The organism is Actinotalea subterranea (genome assembly GCF_008364845.1).
In the GTDB taxonomy this organism is placed as follows: Bacteria; Actinomycetota; Actinomycetes; order Actinomycetales; family Cellulomonadaceae; genus Actinotalea; species Actinotalea subterranea.
Window position 1 is genome coordinate 213097 of the sequence record NZ_VTTP01000001.1, and the last position, 16505, is coordinate 229601.

Annotated in this window: 17 protein-coding genes; all 17 read left to right on the forward strand. The window is 73.9% G+C overall.

Going from position 1 to position 16505, the window contains the following annotated elements:
- Positions 1 to 24 precede the first annotated feature (24 nt).
- The 17 genes from FZ988_RS00975 to FZ988_RS01055 all read left to right on the forward strand — a co-directional run bounded on the left by FZ988_RS00975 (position 25) and on the right by FZ988_RS01055 (position 16485).
- A complete protein-coding gene (locus tag FZ988_RS00975; protein ID WP_149202135.1) occupies positions 25 to 1128 on the forward strand; it encodes a DUF4349 domain-containing protein in 1104 nt (367 codons plus the stop codon).
- Entirely contained in the window at positions 1125 to 1466 is a 342-nt protein-coding gene (locus FZ988_RS00980) for a hypothetical protein (RefSeq protein ID WP_149202136.1), read from the forward strand. Before FZ988_RS00975 ends, FZ988_RS00980 begins: the two co-directional genes overlap by 4 nt.
- 138 nt (positions 1467 to 1604) lie before the next feature.
- Positions 1605 to 2837, forward strand: a complete 1233-nt coding sequence (locus tag FZ988_RS00985; RefSeq protein ID WP_149202137.1) for a TadA family conjugal transfer-associated ATPase — start codon at positions 1605 to 1607, stop codon at positions 2835 to 2837.
- A 1-nt stretch (position 2838) separates the two neighbouring features.
- A complete protein-coding gene (locus tag FZ988_RS00990; RefSeq protein WP_149202138.1) occupies positions 2839 to 3696 on the forward strand; it encodes a type II secretion system F family protein in 858 nt (285 codons plus the stop codon).
- Positions 3693 to 4634: a type II secretion system F family protein gene (locus FZ988_RS00995; RefSeq protein ID WP_149202139.1), complete on the forward strand. Its 942-nt coding sequence runs from the start codon at positions 3693 to 3695 to the stop codon at positions 4632 to 4634. The genes FZ988_RS00990 and FZ988_RS00995 overlap by 4 nt, the downstream gene beginning before the upstream one ends.
- A complete protein-coding gene (locus tag FZ988_RS01000; RefSeq protein WP_149202140.1) occupies positions 4631 to 4939 on the forward strand; it encodes a hypothetical protein in 309 nt (102 codons plus the stop codon). The genes FZ988_RS00995 and FZ988_RS01000 overlap by 4 nt, the downstream gene beginning before the upstream one ends.
- Complete coding sequence (locus FZ988_RS01005; protein ID WP_149202141.1) at positions 4920 to 5324, forward strand: TadE/TadG family type IV pilus assembly protein; 405 nt, start codon at positions 4920 to 4922, stop codon at positions 5322 to 5324. Before FZ988_RS01000 ends, FZ988_RS01005 begins: the two co-directional genes overlap by 20 nt.
- The gene (locus FZ988_RS01010) at positions 5321 to 5917 is read left to right on the forward strand and encodes a pilus assembly protein (protein WP_188078923.1); all 597 of its coding nucleotides are present in this window, start codon (positions 5321 to 5323) and stop codon (positions 5915 to 5917) included. The genes FZ988_RS01005 and FZ988_RS01010 overlap by 4 nt, the downstream gene beginning before the upstream one ends.
- Positions 5918 to 6025: 108 nt before the next feature.
- Entirely contained in the window at positions 6026 to 6448 is a 423-nt protein-coding gene (locus FZ988_RS01015; protein ID WP_149202142.1) for a pilus assembly protein TadG-related protein, read from the forward strand.
- Positions 6449 to 6575: 127 nt separating this feature from the next.
- Complete coding sequence (locus FZ988_RS01020) at positions 6576 to 7985, forward strand: EAL domain-containing protein (protein ID WP_188078924.1); 1410 nt, start codon at positions 6576 to 6578, stop codon at positions 7983 to 7985.
- 84 nt (positions 7986 to 8069) lie between these two features.
- Positions 8070 to 9182: a peptide chain release factor 2 gene (gene prfB / locus FZ988_RS01025; RefSeq protein WP_149202144.1), complete on the forward strand. Its 1113-nt coding sequence runs from the start codon at positions 8070 to 8072 to the stop codon at positions 9180 to 9182.
- A gap of 248 nt (positions 9183 to 9430) precedes the next feature.
- The gene (ftsE, locus tag FZ988_RS01030; protein WP_149202145.1) at positions 9431 to 10120 is read left to right on the forward strand and encodes a cell division ATP-binding protein FtsE; all 690 of its coding nucleotides are present in this window, start codon (positions 9431 to 9433) and stop codon (positions 10118 to 10120) included.
- An 11-nt stretch (positions 10121 to 10131) separates the two neighbouring features.
- Positions 10132 to 11046, forward strand: coding sequence for a permease-like cell division protein FtsX (ftsX, locus tag FZ988_RS01035; RefSeq protein WP_149202146.1), 915 nt, complete (start codon positions 10132 to 10134; stop codon positions 11044 to 11046).
- A 5-nt stretch (positions 11047 to 11051) separates the two neighbouring features.
- On the forward strand, positions 11052 to 12380 hold the full coding sequence (locus FZ988_RS01040; RefSeq protein WP_246169067.1) for a M23 family metallopeptidase: 1329 nt from the start codon (positions 11052 to 11054) through the stop codon (positions 12378 to 12380).
- Between the two features lie 61 nt (positions 12381 to 12441).
- Entirely contained in the window at positions 12442 to 12912 is a 471-nt protein-coding gene (gene smpB / locus FZ988_RS01045; RefSeq protein ID WP_149202147.1) for an SsrA-binding protein SmpB, read from the forward strand.
- Complete coding sequence (locus FZ988_RS01050) at positions 12905 to 14815, forward strand: DUF2207 domain-containing protein (RefSeq protein WP_149202148.1); 1911 nt, start codon at positions 12905 to 12907, stop codon at positions 14813 to 14815. Before smpB ends, FZ988_RS01050 begins: the two co-directional genes overlap by 8 nt.
- Before the next feature lie 29 nt (positions 14816 to 14844).
- Positions 14845 to 16485, forward strand: coding sequence for a leucine-rich repeat domain-containing protein (locus FZ988_RS01055; protein ID WP_188078925.1), 1641 nt, complete (start codon positions 14845 to 14847; stop codon positions 16483 to 16485).
- The last annotated feature ends 20 nt before the right edge of the window (positions 16486 to 16505 follow it).

Consider the following 16505-nt stretch of genomic DNA (forward strand, 5'->3'; position numbering starts at 1 on the left):
CGGCCCGCCCCTAGCCTGGGGCGCATGCGCAGCCTGATGAGGTCGCTCGCCGTCGTCGCCGTGCTCCTCGTAGCGGGGTGCTCCGGCGGTGGCGCAGCCGACTCCGGGGCCGTCGAGTCGACGTCGCAGAAGGACTCGAACGGCGCGTACTCGGACATGGACGGCGCAGCCGCGGACGAGTCGATGGATCTCGCGGAGCCGTCGTTCGTCACGTCGGGCTCCGTGTCGATGGTCGTCGACGACCCGGCCGAGACGGCCGCCGAGGCCGCGCGGCTCGTCGAGGCCGCGGGCGGGCACGTGCAGGAGCGCGTCGAGCAGGGCGGCGCCGACGACGACGCGGCGAGCGCCTACCTCGTGGTCCGCATCCCGTCGGACGAGGTCTCGGGGACGCTCGAGGAGCTCAAGCAGCTCGGGGACGTGCAGGACACGAGCCTGGTGAGCACCGAGGTGACCGACCAGGTCGAGGACCTCGAGGCCCGCATCCGCGCGCTGGAGATCTCGATCGGCCGCCTCGAGGAGCTCCTGACGGCTGCCGGCTCGATCAGCGAGATCGTCGAGGCGGAGCAGATCCTGACCGAGCGGCAGTCCGAGCTCGAGGTGCTTCTGTCGCAGCAGGCCTCGCTCGCGGACGAGGTCGCGATGTCGACCTTCCGCCTCGACATCTGGTCGGAGGGTGCCGAGCCGGAGGAGCCCGCGACGGGCTTCTGGGCGGGCCTCACGTCGGGCTGGGCCGCGCTCGTGTCGACCGTGAACGGCCTGCTCCAGGGCCTCGGTGCCCTGCTCCCGTGGCTCGTCGTCGCGGGCATCATCGCGTGGGTCGTGCTCGTCGTGCGACGGACCCTCAATCGGCGGAGGGCGGCAACGGCGCCGCCTTCCGCGCCCTCTTACCCCGGCGGCCCGACGACGTCGCTGCCGGTGGCCGCCTCCCAGCAGGTGCCGTACCCGCAGGGCGCGCAGCAGCCCCAGGGCGTGCAGCAGACCCAGGCCGCCCGGCCCCCACAGACCGCAGCGGCGGCGACAGCGCCGTCACCCGCCGCTGCCCCATCGGCCCCGCCCACGCCGGCGCCCGCCGCTCCCGACGCCGCGGCCGGGCAGCCGGAACCTGCCGACCCGGCGGAGGGCCGTTGACCGCACCGCGCATGCACCCGACCGCCCGGCGGTGCGTCGCGTGGGCCGTGGGGCTGTTCGTCGGCGGCTCGTTCCTCTCGCTGTACGGCACGCAGATGTACCTCGCGCTCGCCGACCTGGCCGGCCCCGGCGCCGTCTTCGGCGTGACCGTGGTCGAGTTCGTCATGACCCTGATCCGGTGGACGGCCCTGCCCACGGGCGCCGCGCTCGTCGGCGCCGCCGTCGTCATCCAGGCCCTGACCGCCGACGCACGCGCCGCACAGGCGCGTGCGTCAGAGCAGACGGCTACACCGATTCCCCCGGCCCCGCTCTCGGGGCACGAGCCGACCGGGCGCTGACGCCCGTCACCCCGCGGAGCCCGTCGGCGCCCGCGCGGTTCACCTGATCGGGTTATCCACAAGCGTCCCTTTCGTCCGTTCTGCTCCCCTATGCTCGGCGAGGCGGTGCGGTGGTGCCGCGGGGGGAAGCAGGGGGCTGTGGAAGGTGTAGCACTGCTCGAGCACGAGGTGCGCGAGCTCATCCGCCGGCGGGGCATCGACCCGTTGCGCGACGGCGAGTCCCTCAGGCTCCTCGTGCGCGACGTCCTCGCGGACTACGACGAGCGGTCCCTGCGCGGGCACGTCCCGCCCCTGCCCGACCCGGAGGCCGCCACCAAGGCCGTGGTCGACGCGGTCGCGGGCCTCGGCCCTCTCCAGCAGTACCTCGACGACGACGAGGTCGAGGAGATCTGGATCAACTCGCCCGCACAGGTCTTCGTCGCGCGGCGCGGCGAGCCTGAGCTCACCACCACCATCCTCACGCAGGCCCAGGTCCGGGAGCTCGTCGAGCAGATGCTCAAGGTCTCCGGGCGCCGCCTGGACCTCTCGAGCCCCTTCGTCGACGCCTCCCTGCCCGGCGGCGAGCGGCTCCACGTCGTCATCCCCGACGTCACACGGTCCGCGTGGGCGGTCAACATCCGCAAGTACGTGGTGCGCGCCACGCACCTCGACGACCTCGTGGCACTCGGCTCCCTCACCCCTGCCGCCTCCCGGTTCCTCGGCGCCTCCGTCGCAGCGGGCCTGAACATCCTCGTGTCCGGCCCCACGCAGGCCGGCAAGACGACCATGCTCAACGCGCTCGCGGGCTCCATCCCGCCCCGCGAGCGCGTCATCACGTGCGAGGAGGTCTTCGAGCTCCAGGTGGGCAACCGGGACGTCGTCGGGCTCCAGTGCCGGCAGCCGAGCCTCGAGGGGACCGGCGAGATCACGCTGCGCCGCCTCGTCAAGGAGGCGCTGCGCATGCGGCCCAGCCGCATCATCATCGGCGAGGTCCGGGAGGCGGAGAGCCTCGACATGCTCATCGCGCTCAACGCCGGCGTGCCCGGCATGTGCACGGTCCACGCGAACAGCGCGCGCGAGGCCCTGAGCAAGGTGTGCACCCTCCCGCTGCTCGCCGGCGAGAACGTGTCCGCCGCATTCGTCATCCCGACGGTCGCCTCGGCCGTCGACCTCGTCGTGCACCTCGACGTGGACGCCCGTGGCCGTCGACGCACACGCGAGATCGTCGCCGTGCCCGGGCGCGTCGAGAACGGGGTCGTCGAGACCGCCGACGTGTTCCGCCAGCGTGACGGCGCCCTGGTCCGAGCCGACGGGTTCCCGCCGCACACGGAGCGATACGCGCGGGCCGGGATCGACCTCGTGAGCCTCCTCCGCGCGGGCGAGGTGGGCTGACGTGGGTGTCGTCACCGGCCTCCTCCTCGGCGCGGGCCTGTGCCTGCTCCTGTGGTCATGGACCTCGCCCCCGCCCGCGGCTCGACGGCGTGCGCGTTGGTCGGACGACGTCGCGGACCTGCTCGTGCAGGCCGGCGCGCCCGGCGTGACACCGGCGGGCCTCGTCGGCACGTCCGTGGCCGCCGGGGTGGTCACCCTGGTCCTCGCGGTCGCCCTGCTCCGCTCCCCCGCCATCGCGGTGTGCTTCGCCGCCATGGCCACGGCGGCACCCCACGCGCTCGTGCGGACCCGCGCCCGGCAGCGTCGGGCGGCCCTGCGCACCGTGTGGCCCGAGGTCGTCGACCACCTCTCCTCGGGCATCCGTGCGGGTCTGTCCCTGCCCGAGGCCCTCGGCCAGCTCGGCACCCGCGGACCCGTGGAGCTGCGGCCCGCGTTCCAGGCGTTCGCCGAGGACTACCGGGTCGACGGCCACTTCAGCGAGTGCCTCGACGCGCTCAAGGCACGGCTCGCCGACCCGGTCGCGGACCGCATCGTCGAGGCCCTGCGCCTCACGCGCGAGGTGGGCGGCACCGACCTGGGTCGCCTCCTGCGCACGCTCTCGGCGTTCCTGCGGGCCGACGCCCGCACGCGCGGCGAGCTCGAGGCCCGCCAGAGCTGGACCGTCAACGCCGCGCGGCTCGCCGTGGCCGCGCCCTGGGTGGTCCTCGCTCTCCTGTCGACACGTCCCGAGGCCGCGTCGGCGTACGACACGCCGGCCGGCGTCGGCGTCCTCGGCGCGGGCGCGGCCTGCACCGTCGTCGCGTACCGGCTCATGGCAAGAATCGGACGGCTCCCCGAGGACGCGCGGGTGCTCCGATGAGCGGCGCGCCGCCCGTCGCCCTCGGCGCGCTCGTCGGCGGGGTGCTGGGCGCCGGCCTGTGGCTCGTGGCCTGGCGCCTGCAGGCCCGCCGACCGCGCCTCGACGACCGCCTCGCGCCCTACCTCCGAGGACAGGTCGGCACCTCGACCCTCCTGCGTGCACCCGCGACGCACACCCCGTTCCCGACCGTCGAGCGACTCATCGCCCCCGTGATGCACGACGCCGTCCGCCTCGTCGAGCGGCTCAGCAGCCCACGCGCGGACCTCGTCGCACGCCTGGGCCGGGCCGGGCGGGAGCAGTCCGTCGAGGAGTACCGCGTCGAGCAGGTCGTGACGACGGCGATCGCGGCAGCCGCCGGCCTCGTCCTGGCCCTCGCAGCCGTCGCCGGTCGCGGCACGCACCCCGTCGTCGCTGCGGCGCTCGTCGTGGTCTGCGGCCTGACCGGCCTCGTGGTGACGGAGCACCGCCTGAGCCGCCAGGTGCACCGACGCGAGGAGCGGATGCTCGCCGAGCTGCCGACCGTCGCCGAGCTCCTCGCGCTCGCCGTCGGCGCGGGCGAAGGCGCCCTCGGGGCACTCGAACGCGTCGCACGCGCCACCCACGGCGAGCTCTCAGGCGAGATCGGGAAGGTCGTGGCCGACACCCGAGCCGGAACGCCCCTGATCGACGCGCTCGAACGGCTCGCCGACCGCACCGGGCTCGTCAACCTGTCCCGCTTCGCGGAGGCCATCGCGGTCGCGGTCGACCGCGGGACGCCGCTCGCCGACGTCCTGCGTGCGCAGGCCGACGACGTCCGTGAAGCGAGCCGGCGCGCGCTCATGGAGACCGGTGGGCGCAAAGAGGTCGTGATGATGATCCCGGTCGTCTTCCTGATCCTCCCGGTCACGGTCGCCTTCGCGGTCTTCCCCGGCCTCAGCGCCCTACGGCTCGACCTGTGAGCCGCGCCCTGGACCCCCCGGACGGGTCCGACCCCCTGGCCGCGACCACCACCCCGATCCCGACCCGACGCCCGACCCACCTGGAGGACCCCGTGCACCCCGATGCGACCGAGCAGCCCGCGACCGAGCAGCCCCAGCCCGAGGCCCTCCTGCCCGCCGACGACAGCGAGCGCGGCGACGTCCCCGGCTGGGTCCTCGTGACCCTCATGACGGCGGGCCTCGTGCTCGCCCTGTGGGCCATCGCCGGCCCCGCGCTCACGAGCGTGTTCGAGACCGCGATCTCTCGTGTCACGGCGTTCGGCTGAGCCGTGCCGCGCCGGCGACGACAGCGGCTCCGCCGTCGTCGACTTCGTGCTCATCGGCGCCCTGACCACGTTCCTGTTCGCCGGGGTGCTCCAGCTCGCCCTCGCGCTCCACGTCCGGGCGACGCTCGTCGACTGCGCCGCCGAGGGCGCCCGGTACGGCGCGCTCGCCGACCGGGACCCCGAGCAGGGCGCCCAACGGACCCGGGACCTCATCGGCATGGCCCTGAGCCCCGCCTTCGCGCAGGACGTCTCTGCAGCGAGCACCACCGTCGACGGCCTGCCCGTGGTGCGGGTCGAGGTCACGGCCGCGCTCCCGGTGCTCGGCCTCCTCGGGCCCGCCGGGGCGCTCACCGTCGACGGCCACGCCCTCGCCGAGGCGCCGTGACCGGCCACCCCTCGGCGAGCGGCGGCGGGCCGTGCGCGCGACGCCATCCCCCGGCGACGCGCGCACGGCCCGCTCGTCCGCTCCGGTCCGCAGACCCCCGGCGGGCGTCACGACCGGCGCACCGCGCACGCGCACGGCTCGCACGGGCGCGCGACGCGTGGTCGGACGACTCGGGCAACGCCGTCGTCGAGTTCCTCGGCGTCGCGCTCCTGCTCCTCGTCCCGATCGTGTACCTCGTGCTGGTGCTCGGCACGCTCCAGGCGGCCGCGTTCGCCGTCGACGGCGCCGCGCGGGAGGCAGCGCGCGTCTTCGTCCTCGGGGATGACGCGCCGTCGGCGGCCCGCAACGGGATCGCCGCCGCGGGCCTCGCGCTCGCCGACCAGGGCCTCGACCCCGAGGCAGCCGCCGAGGGCGTGACGTTCGCGTGCTCCTCGACGCACTGCCTCGTCCCCGGGGAGACGGTGTCCGCCACCGTCGAGGTCGACGTCCCCCTCCCAGGCGTCCCGGGGTGGCTCCAGGACGTCGTCCCGCTCAGCGTGCCTGTTTCCTCGACCGCCACGGCCGCCGTCGACACGTTCGTCGAGAAGGGCTGACCCATGACCGCCCGAGCACCCCAGGGGACCCGTGCCCACCCGCGTTCCTCCTGGTCGCGGTGGAGCAGCGGCCGATCCGCCGCCGGCGGTGATGACGACGGTCAGATCATGCTGCTGTCCCTCGGCTACGCCGTGCTCGCTCTGCTCCTGGTCCTCGCGATCGTGTCCGCGTCGAGCGTCCACCTCGAACGCAAACGACTCCTCGCCCTCGCCGACCTCGCGGCCCTCGAGGCCGCGGACAGCCTCGACGAGACCTCCTACTACGGGCGCGCCGACACCCCCGGCACGGACTCGCTCGTCCGCCTGAGCCCCGAGTCGGTGCGCGCCGCCGTCGACGCGCACCTCGTCAGCTCCCCGGCGAGCGGCCGGCTGAGCGACCTGCGCGTGGTCGACGCGACGACACCTGACGCACGCACCGCCGAGGTCACCCTCGCGGCCGTCGCACACCCGCCGCTCCTGTCCTGGTTCCTCGCCCCTTGGTCCGACGGCATCCCGCTCCAGGTCACCGCCCGGGCCCGCGCCGACGACTAGTGCGGTCCCTCGACGCCTCATCCCACCCGGGGCCCGGCCGATGGTGCGGCAACACGACGCGGGGGTCGTCGTCGGTTCTGTCGCGCCCCCCGTGGCGACCGACCGAACGCTGAGAGACCCTGCACTCATGGAACCGACCGCATCAGCCCCAGGTGCCACCGCACCGACCGCCTCGACCAGCCCCGCTGACGACGCGCTCGACCGCGAGCTCCTCGCGCTCCTCGCCCGCCGGGACGTCCACGCCGTCTTCCAGCCCGTCGTCGAGCTCCGCACCGGCGAGGTCGTCGGCCTCGAGGCGCTCGCCCGTGGGCCCCTCAGCTCTCCCCTGGAGAACCCGCGCGAGCTCTTCGCCGCCGCCGAGCGCTGCCGGCGCACCGCCGAGCTCGACTGGGTGTGCCGCGCGACCGCGTTCTCGGCGGTCCTCGACGCCGACGTCCCGCCGTCCATGTCCATCTTCGTCAACGTCGAGCCCGGCTCCCTCGGCGCGGAGTGCCCCGAGGACCTGCGGACCGTCGTGAGCCAGGCCGAGTCGCTCCTGCGCGTGTTCGTGGAGGTCAACGACCGCGCCATCACGACCGACCCCGCGGCGCTCCTCGCCGCCGTCGACCGCGCGCGCGAGATGGGCTGGGGAGTCGCCATCGACGACGTCGGCTCGAGCCGCGCGCCTATCCCGATGCTGCCGGTCACGGGCGCGGACATGGTCAAGGTCGACCTGAGCCTGCTGCGCGCCGCCGAACCCGCCGACCGGTCCGCGATCCTCCTGAGCGCGCTCCAGCACGTCGAGCAGACCGGCGCGTCCCTGTGCGTCGAGCGAATCGAGGACGAGGACGACCTGCGCTGGGCCATCGCCCTCGGCGCACGCTACGGCCAGGGACGCCACCTCGGCATGCCCGGTCCGCTCGCCGCCCACTACCCGCCCGCGCGTGCCGTCCCACCCGTGACGGCGTCGGCCGACGAGGTGGCCGTCGCCGCGCCGTACGTGCTCGTCGAGGACCGCGAGTCACGCCTCGTCACGCTGCCCGAGCTGATGGAGCTGGCGCGCCTCGTCGCGTACACGGAGAACGTGCCGGGCGTGAAGCCCATCGTGCTGTTCGGCATGGGGCGCGACGGCCTGCAGACCCTCCTCGACACGGACATGCCCCGCCCCGACGACGGCGCGCTGCTCGCCGTCGGGTTCGGGACCGGCTCCCTGTCCGAGCCGGTCGGGGCCCTGCGGGCCGTCCGCACGCTTGCCGACGACCCGCTGACCGCCGAGCGGTTCCTCGTGGTGCTCAACGAGTACGGCGCGTACGGGGTGTTCGGCCGGGAGACGGGCGACGGGCGTTTCGACGTCGTGCTGACCCGGGACGCGGACCTCGTGCACTGCGCCGCCCGTCAGCTCATGCGCCGCGTCCCGCCGCCCGGCGGTGACGACCGCGCGCTCGAGCCCCGCTGGTTCGACGTCGAGGAGGAGCCCGAGCACGCCACGTCGGCCGGCGCGGCGGGCGCGTCGTCGGGCCGCGGTGGCTGGCGGGGGCGCCTCGGACGGCACGGCTGAGCGTCGCAGGACGGTGCGGGGCTCCGGTCGCCGGCGCCCCGCCGCGGCTGAGCGCGTGGCCCGGAGCGGGTAGCCTGGACGGTCGTGGCTGCCACCGACTTCTCCGCTGAGATCAGCGCCCTGCGCGGGACCCTGGGCACCATCCGGGCGGTGAGCAACCCCGAGGCCCTGCGCGCCCGCATCGCCGAGCTGTCCGAGCGGGCGTCCGCGCCCGACCTGTGGGACGACACGGACGAGGCGCAGAAGGTCACCTCGGCGTTGTCCCACGCCCAGTCGGAGCTCGAGCGCATCGACGGGTTCGCCCAGCGCATCGACGACCTCGAGACGCTCGTCGAGATGGCCGTCGAGGAGTCCGACGCGGAGACGCTGGCCGACGCCGAGGCCGAGCTCGCGAGCCTCCGCAAGGACCTGGGTGCCCTCGAGGTCCGCACGCTCCTCTCGGGCGAGTACGACCAGCGCGAGGCCGTCGTCACCATCCGTGCCGGCGCGGGCGGCGTCGACGCCGCCGACTTCGCCGAGATGCTGCTGCGCATGTACCTGCGCTGGGCCGAGCGCCACGGCTACCCCACGGCCGTCCTCGACACCTCCTACGCGGAGGAGGCCGGCCTGAAGTCCGCGACGTTCGAGGTCAAGGTCCCCTACGCGTTCGGCAACCTGTCCGTCGAGGCCGGCACGCACCGCCTGGTGCGCATCTCGCCGTTCGACAACCAGGGCCGCCGCCAGACGTCCTTCGCCGCCGTCGAGGTCGTCCCGCTCATCGAGCAGACGGACCACATCGACATCCCGGAGAACGAGATCAAGGTCGACGTGTTCCGCTCCTCCGGGCCCGGTGGCCAGTCCGTCAACACGACCGACTCCGCGGTCCGCCTCACCCACCTGCCGACGGGCACGGTGGTGTCGATGCAGAACGAGAAGTCGCAGATCCAGAACCGCGCCGCGGCGATGCGCGTGCTCCAGTCCCGCCTCCTGGTGCTGCGCCAGGCCGAGGAGAAGGCGACCCAGAAGGAGCTCGCGGGCGACATCAAGGCGAGCTGGGGCGACCAGATGCGCTCCTACGTGCTCCAGCCGTACCAGATGGTCAAGGACCTGCGGACCGAGCACGAGGTCGGCAACCCGTCCGCGGTGTTCGACGGCGACATCGACGACTTCATCGAGGCCGGCATCCGCTGGCGCCGCGGCGGCGCCGCGGACAGCTGACCGTCCGGGCCGCGCGGGCCCCGCGGACCGGCCGCACCGGCGGACGCCCGCCCGGGCGGCGTGACACGCACATTCCGGGCATCCCCTCCCAACCGGGCCGTCCGGCGTCGGGCGGCATCCGGGCCGGATCCGTGCGGCGGCGTGTCGGGCGCCCGACGTCGCGCGGGCTCTGCTTAGTCTCGACACGGACGCGCCTGCCCCCGGGCTGGTCCGCCCGCCCTCCGCCCCCGACGACTGGCCTGGACGCTGTGATCCGATTCGAGAACGTCACCAAGGTCTATGCGCGCGGTGCCCGTCCGGCACTCGACGCCATCGACCTCGAGGTCGAGCGCGGCGAGTTCGTGTTCCTCGTCGGGGCCTCCGGCTCCGGGAAGTCGACCTTCCTGCGCCTCGTGCTCCGCGAGGAGCGGCCGACGGCGGGACGCGTGTTCGTGGCGGGGCGTGACCTCTCGACCCTGTCGACGTGGAAGGTCCCGCACCTGCGCCGCCAGATCGGCGCCGTGTTCCAGGACTTCCGCCTGCTGCCCAACAAGACGGTCTTCGAGAACGTCGCGTTCGCGCTCCAGGTCATCGGCAAGCCGAAGCACCACATCATGACGACGGTGCCGGACACGCTCGAGCTCGTCGGCCTCGGTGGCAAGGAGCGGCGCCGGCCCCACGAGCTCTCGGGTGGTGAGCAGCAGCGCGTCGCGATCGCGCGCGCCTTCGTCAACCGCCCGTCGATCCTGCTCGCGGACGAGCCGACCGGGAACCTCGACCCGACGACGTCGGTCGGGATCATGCGCCTCCTGGACCGCATCAACCGCACCGGCACCACGGTGGTCATGGCCACGCACGACGACGAGATCGTCGACCAGATGCGCAAGCGCGTGGTCGAGCTGGACCACGGCCAGATGGTGCGCGACCAGTCCCGCGGCGTCTACGGCTCGACGCGCTGAGGGGGGCGACCATGCGACTTCAGTTCATCCTGTCCGAGATCGGCCTCGGCCTGCGCCGCAACCTGTCGATGACGGTGTCCGTCATCCTCGTGACCTTCGTGTCCCTGACGTTCGTGGGGGCCGCCGGGCTGCTCCAGGTGCAGATCGGCCAGATGAAGGACGAGTGGTACGACAAGGTCGAGGTCACCATCTACCTGTGCCCGGACGGCTCGGAGCAGCCGACCTGCGCGGGCGGGCTCGCGAGCGACGAGCAGATCGAGACCCTGCGCACCGAGCTCGAGTCCGACGCCCTCGAGCCGTACGTCGAGCAGGTGTACTTCGAGAGCCAGGAGCAGGCGTTCGCGTCCTTCCAGGAGCGGTTCGCCGACGAGGCGTGGGCGCAGGGCGTCACGGCCGACCAGATGCAGGCGTCGTTCCGCATCGCGCTCGACGACCCCGAGCAGTACCAGGTGGTCGCGGAGATGTTCACCGGGCGCCAGGGCGTGGAGATGGTGCGTGACCCGCGCGCCGTCGTCGAGCCCCTCATCCTCGTGATGAACCGCGGCAGCCTCGTCGCCGCCGGGCTCGCCGCCGTCATGCTGCTCGCCGCGGTGCTGCTCATCACCACCACGATCCGGCTCTCCGCGATGAGCCGACGGCGTGAGACCGGCATCATGCGGCTCGTCGGCGCCTCCAACCTGTTCATCCAGCTGCCGTTCATGCTCGAGGGCGCGATCGCCGCGACCATCGGCGCAGCCCTGTCCGTGGCCGGCCTGTGGTTCGGGGTGCGCTACCTCGTCGAGGACTGGCTCGCGGACTCCGTGAGCTTCATCGACTACATCGGCACCGAGGCGGTGTGGACCATCGCACCGGTCCTCCTCGTGATCGCGATCGGCCTCGCCGCGATCTCATCCGTCGTCACCCTCAGCCGATACACGAAGGTGTGAGCACCGTGACCCCTCGCCCACGCCACGCCCGCGCGGCCCTGGCCGCACTGCTCGGCGCGCTCCTCGTCGGCGGACTCATGACCCCGGCGACCGCGGACGAGTACGACGACCAGCGGGCCGCGACCGAGCAGCGCCAGCGGGAGGTCGACGCCGCGAAGGACGCGCTCGCGGAGCAGCTCGAGGGCACGGACGCCGCGCTCGCCCAGACGTACGCGGAGCTCACGGTCATCGAGGCGCAGATCCCCGTCGCCGAGCAGGAGCTCGCGGCGGCCGAGGCCCTCGTCGCGGAGCTCCAGCGTCAGGCCGCGCTCATCGCGCAGCGCCTGACGGACGCGGAGGCCGAGGAGGCGTCGATCAGCGCCCAGATCGAGGCGGACACGGCGCGCGCCGACGTCACCCGCACGGCGATCGGCGAGATGGCCCGCGACGCCTACCGTGGCGACCTCGCGGCCTCCTCGCTCTCGGCCGTGCTCGACGCCGAGTCGACGGACGACTTCGTGGAGCAGTCCGCGATGGCGTCGACCGCCCTGCGCACCCAGACCCAGGCGCTGCGCGACCTCGAGCAGATCAACGGTGTGAACCGCAACCGTGAGGTGCGGCTCACCGCGGTCCGTGAGCAGATCACGGCGCTCAAGGCCGAGGCCGACGCCAAGGTCGTCGAGGCAGAGGCCGCCCGCGTCGCGGCCGAGGAGCGCAAGACGGCGCTCGTGAACCTCCAGGCCGAGCAGCAGGCCAAGGCCCAGCTCATGGAGACGCAGAAGGCGACACAGCTCTCCAAGAAGGCCGAGCTCGAGGCGCAGGAGGCGGCGCTCGCGCGCGACCTGGCCGCGATCGTCGCCGCGCAGGAGGCCGAGCGTGCGCGGCTCGCCGCGGAGGCCGCCGCAGCGGGCAAGCCGGCACCCAACCCGACGGGGTCGACCGCGTCGGCGCCGTTCATCAACCCGTCCTCAGTGAGCCCGATGGTCGTGACCTCGAGCTACGGCCAGCGCTTCCACCCGATCTGGAAGGAGTGGCGCCTGCACGCCGGGACGGACATCCGCACATGGTGCGGCACGCCGCTCTACGCGGGCGCCTCGGGCACGGTCGAGTGGGCGCGCGCCCGCAGCGGGTACGGCAACCAGGTCATGATCAACCACGGCTACTGGAACGGGAAGTCGCTCATGTCGAGCTACAACCACATGACCAGCTTCGCCGTCCGGGGTGGCCAGCAGGTGTCCCAGGGCCAGCTCATCGGCTACTCGGGCAACACGGGGACGTCGGCGGCGTGCCACCTGCACCTCGAGGTCTACGTCAACGGCGCGACGGTCGACCCGCGGCCGATGATCAACGGCTGATCGGGCCGCCCTGCGCACATTCCCGGTGAGCCCGACGGCACGGACCAACTAGCCTGGGGGCATGGCCAAGGAGACGGGACGCAAGCTCGTCGCGTCCAACAAGAAGGCGCGGCACGACTTCCACATCGACGAGACGTTCGAGGCGGGGCTCGTGCTCACCGGCACCGAGGTCAAGGCGCTCCGGGCCGGGCGCGCGTCCCTCGTCGACGGGTTCGTCGAGGTCGACCGCGGCGAGGCGTGGCTCCAGGCCGTGCACATCCCCGAGTACACCGAGGGCACGTGGACCAACCACGCCCCGCGGCGCAAGCGCAAGCTCCTGCTGCACCGGCGCCAGATCGACGAGCTCGAGCGCGAGTCCCAGGCGAAGGGGCACACGATCGTCCCGCTCGCCCTGTACTTCGTGGACGGCCGCGCGAAGGTCGAGATCGCTCTCGCCCGCGGCAAGAAGGAGTACGACAAGCGGCACGCGTTGCGTGAGAAGCAGGAGATCCGCGAGGCCCAGGCAGCGATGAGCCTGCGCAAGCATGGCTGAGCGGGCCACGGGCAGGACGGGCCGTTCCGTCGCGCGCGCCGTCGGCGTGGCTGCGGCCGTCGGCACGGCGCTCGGCATCGGCCTCCTGACCGGCGGCGTCGCCCATGCCACGGGTTCCGCGGCACAGGCCGGCGTCCGTGCGGAGGCGGGCAACGACGCCGAGGACCGGATCACGCGTTACGACCTCGCGATCGACCTGGACGACGACGGCGTCGCGCACGTCGCGCTGGACCTCGCGGTGGACTTCGGCAGCAGCCCCAACCACGGCCCCTACCTCACGTACGTCGTGAAGCAGAGGTGGGACGACACGCAGGACCGCGTCTACCGCACCACGGACGTGCGCGCCTCGAGCAGCACGGGTGCCGCGGCCGACGTTGACGTCGAGGAGGAGGGCGCCCTCCTCGTCCTGCGCATCGGCGACGAGGACGAGGAGGTCCGCGGCCTTCAGGAGTACCGGATCACGTACGACGTCGAGGGCTGGGTCAACGCGTCCGACCTGACGGGCGGCGACGACGAGCTGAACCTCAACGTGCTGGGCGGCTGGCAGGTCCCCGTCGAGGACGTGACCGTGACGGTCACCGGCCCGGACGACGTGACCTTCGCGGAGTGCATGGCAGGCCGCCTCGGCAGCCGGGACTCGTGCACAGGCGCCGAGGCGTCGGGAAGCACGGCGACGTTCCGCCAGGACGAGACGCCCGCGAACCAGCACCTGACCGTCGTGGCCGGCTTCCCCGCCGGGACGTTCGGCGGCGTCGAGCCCCTGCTGCAGGACCGCTGGAGCGCGGGACGTGCTTTCTCCCTCACCCCGGCGACCGGTCTCGCGACGCTCGCGGCGCTGCTGGGCGGTGCCGGCCTCGTGGGCTGGCGCGCACGGCTGCGCGGGCGCGACGACGCGTACCTGGGCCTCACGCCCGGCCTGCTGCCCGCACCCGGCCAGCAGGCGTCGGTCGGGCAGCGTCGGCGCGTGCCCGTGACCGTCCAGTTCACTCCCCCGGCCGGGTTCCGGCCCGGCCAGCTCGGCACCCTCGTCGACGAGCACGCGGACCCGCGTGACGTGACGGCGACGCTCGTGGACCTCGCCGTGCGGGGCTACCTGCGCATCGAGCAGACGACCGGTACCGGGGACAAGGCCGACGAGCGGGACTGGCGGCTCGTCGAGACGGGCGACAGCAGCGACCCCGCTCTCCTGCCGTACGAGGCCGCGCTGCTCAAGGACATCTTCGCCGGGCGCACGTCGGTCGAGCTGTCCGCGCTGCGCACGACCTTCGCGTCCTCGATGGCGTCGGTCCAGGCTGCGCTCTACGAGGACGTCACCGAACGCGGCTGGTTCCGGGGCAACCCCACCAAGGTGCGCGCACGCTGGGCCGGCCTCGGCTCCCTCGTGACGTTCGGCGCCGTCGTCCTCGCTGTGCTCCTCGCGATCTTCACCACGTGGGCGCTCGTCGGCGTGGGGCTCGTCGTCGTGGGCGTCGTCATGCTGTCCCTGACCCGTGCCGCGCCCGCGCGCACGGCCGACGGCACCGCTGTGCTGCACCAGGCCGAGGGGTTCCGTCAGTACCTCGCGACGGCCGAGGGCCCCCAGCTGCGCTTCGAGGAGGGTGAGGACCTCTTCAGCCGGTACCTGCCGTACGCGATCGCGTTCGGCGTCACGGAGCGCTGGGCGCGCGTCTTCGCGGACCTCGCCGCGCAGGGCCGCGCGGTGCCGGACCCCACGTGGTACGTCGGCGCATGGGGCTACGGCGCGTTCTGGTCCGGCGGTGGTGGCTTCGCCGAGTCCCTCACGTCCTTCACCGCGGACGCCGAGTCCGCGATCACGGCGCCGACGCCCGGCTCCTTCGGCTCGTCGGGGTCCGGCGGGTTCTCCGGCGGCGGGGTCGGCGGAGGCGGAGGCGGCACCTGGTGACGCCGCCTCGCAGCGTGGGGCCGGCCCCCGTGCGTCCGTGGGCGGTCGGCGTCGTCGCGGTGGTGTCGCTCATCGGCCTGACGGCGTGCGTCGTCGGGCTCGGGCTGCTGCTCCGGCCTGTGCCGTCGCGGTTGGGCGTCCTCGTGGTCGCCGCGGGCCTGGTCCCGGCCTTCGCGGTCGCGGTCGCGCGACGGCGGGGCGCACCGGCAGCCGGTGAGGGAGGGTCGTCGGACGCGCGGCGGACGGCAGGCTGGGCCGCAGTGGGCGTGGGTGCCGCGCTCGCGCTGGCGGGGACAGCGATGGCCGCTGCGCAGGGCTTCCTCCAGGTGCGCCTCGCGCTCCTGGGCTGGCGGATCGCCGTGCAGTCCGGCGTCTCGCTGGCGCCGGTGGGGTGGGCCGTCCTCGGGCTCGCGCTGGGCGTCGTCGGCGTCGGGCTGGTGCGCGGTCTGGCGGGCGCCGTCCGGTTGGGCTGGCTCGTCGCCGGCCTGGACGCGCTGGCGTTCGGCGGGCTCGCGCTCGTGAGCTCCGTCCTCGCGCCGTTCGTGCGCGCTCAGGTGTGGCTCGGGGCCTCCTGGGAGGCCGCGGGCGGGCTGGTGCTGTGCGTCGCGGGTGTGGCACTCCTCGCGGCCGCGGCCGCGCCGGCGGCGACATGGGCGGGGCCGCGCCGGGTCGCCCGCGACGGAACCTCTCCGTCCGGCGGCGAGGGCGTCGGTCCTGGTGAGGACGGGCCGCCCCTGACGAGGCGCCGACGACCGGCCGTGCGGACTGCGCGGTGGGCGCTGGGCGCCGTCGTCGTGGTCCTCGTCGCCGTAGGGGTGACATCCGTGGTGCGTCAGCAGAGCCGGGAGCCCCTCGGGGACCTCTTCCCCGATCCGGCCCTTGCCCGGTGCGTCGGCGCGCAGGTCGGTGCCGGTGACGCCGGTGGGACGACGACGCGTGCCGCGCTCGGCGAGATCCGGACGCTCGAGTGCGACGGCGACGCCGGGGAGACGCCCGGCCCCGCGATCCGCTCCCTCGAGGGCATCGGGGCGCTGCCTCACCTGGTGCACCTGGACCTGTCCGAGAACGACGTCGCGGACCTGTCGCCCCTCGCGGACCTGCCCGACCTGAGCACGCTCACCCTGACGCACAACGCCGTCGCCGACCTCGCTCCCCTCGCCGACCTGACGGCGCTCCAGGACCTGGGCCTCTCGGGGAACCGGATCACGGACCTGTCGCCCCTCGCCGGGCTCGGGCAGCTCCGGTTCCTCGGGCTCGCCGACAACGCCGTGACGGACCTGGCCCCGCTCGAGGGACTGACCGGGCTCGTCGAGCTCGACGTGAGCGACAACGATGTGCAGGACCTGGGCCCGCTCACCGGTGCGACCAGCCTGACGCGGCTCACCGTGACGCGGAACGCGATCACGGATCCCTCGCCCGTCGGTGGGCTGCCCGGGCTGACGATGCTGGACGTGACCGGGAACCGGATCGCGGACGCCGGCCTGTTCGTGTCTGCCGGCTTCCCGGTGCTCGACGAGCTGTGGCTCGGCGGCAACGCCCTGCGCGACGTCACGCCGCTCACGGCCCTGCCCGCGCTGCTCGGCGTGGACCTCGAGGGGTCGGACAGCTCGACGCTGGCGGGCATCGAGACGCTGCGCGCGAGCGGTGTGTACGTGGGCGGTCTCGCGTAGCGAACGCATCCGCCGCGCTG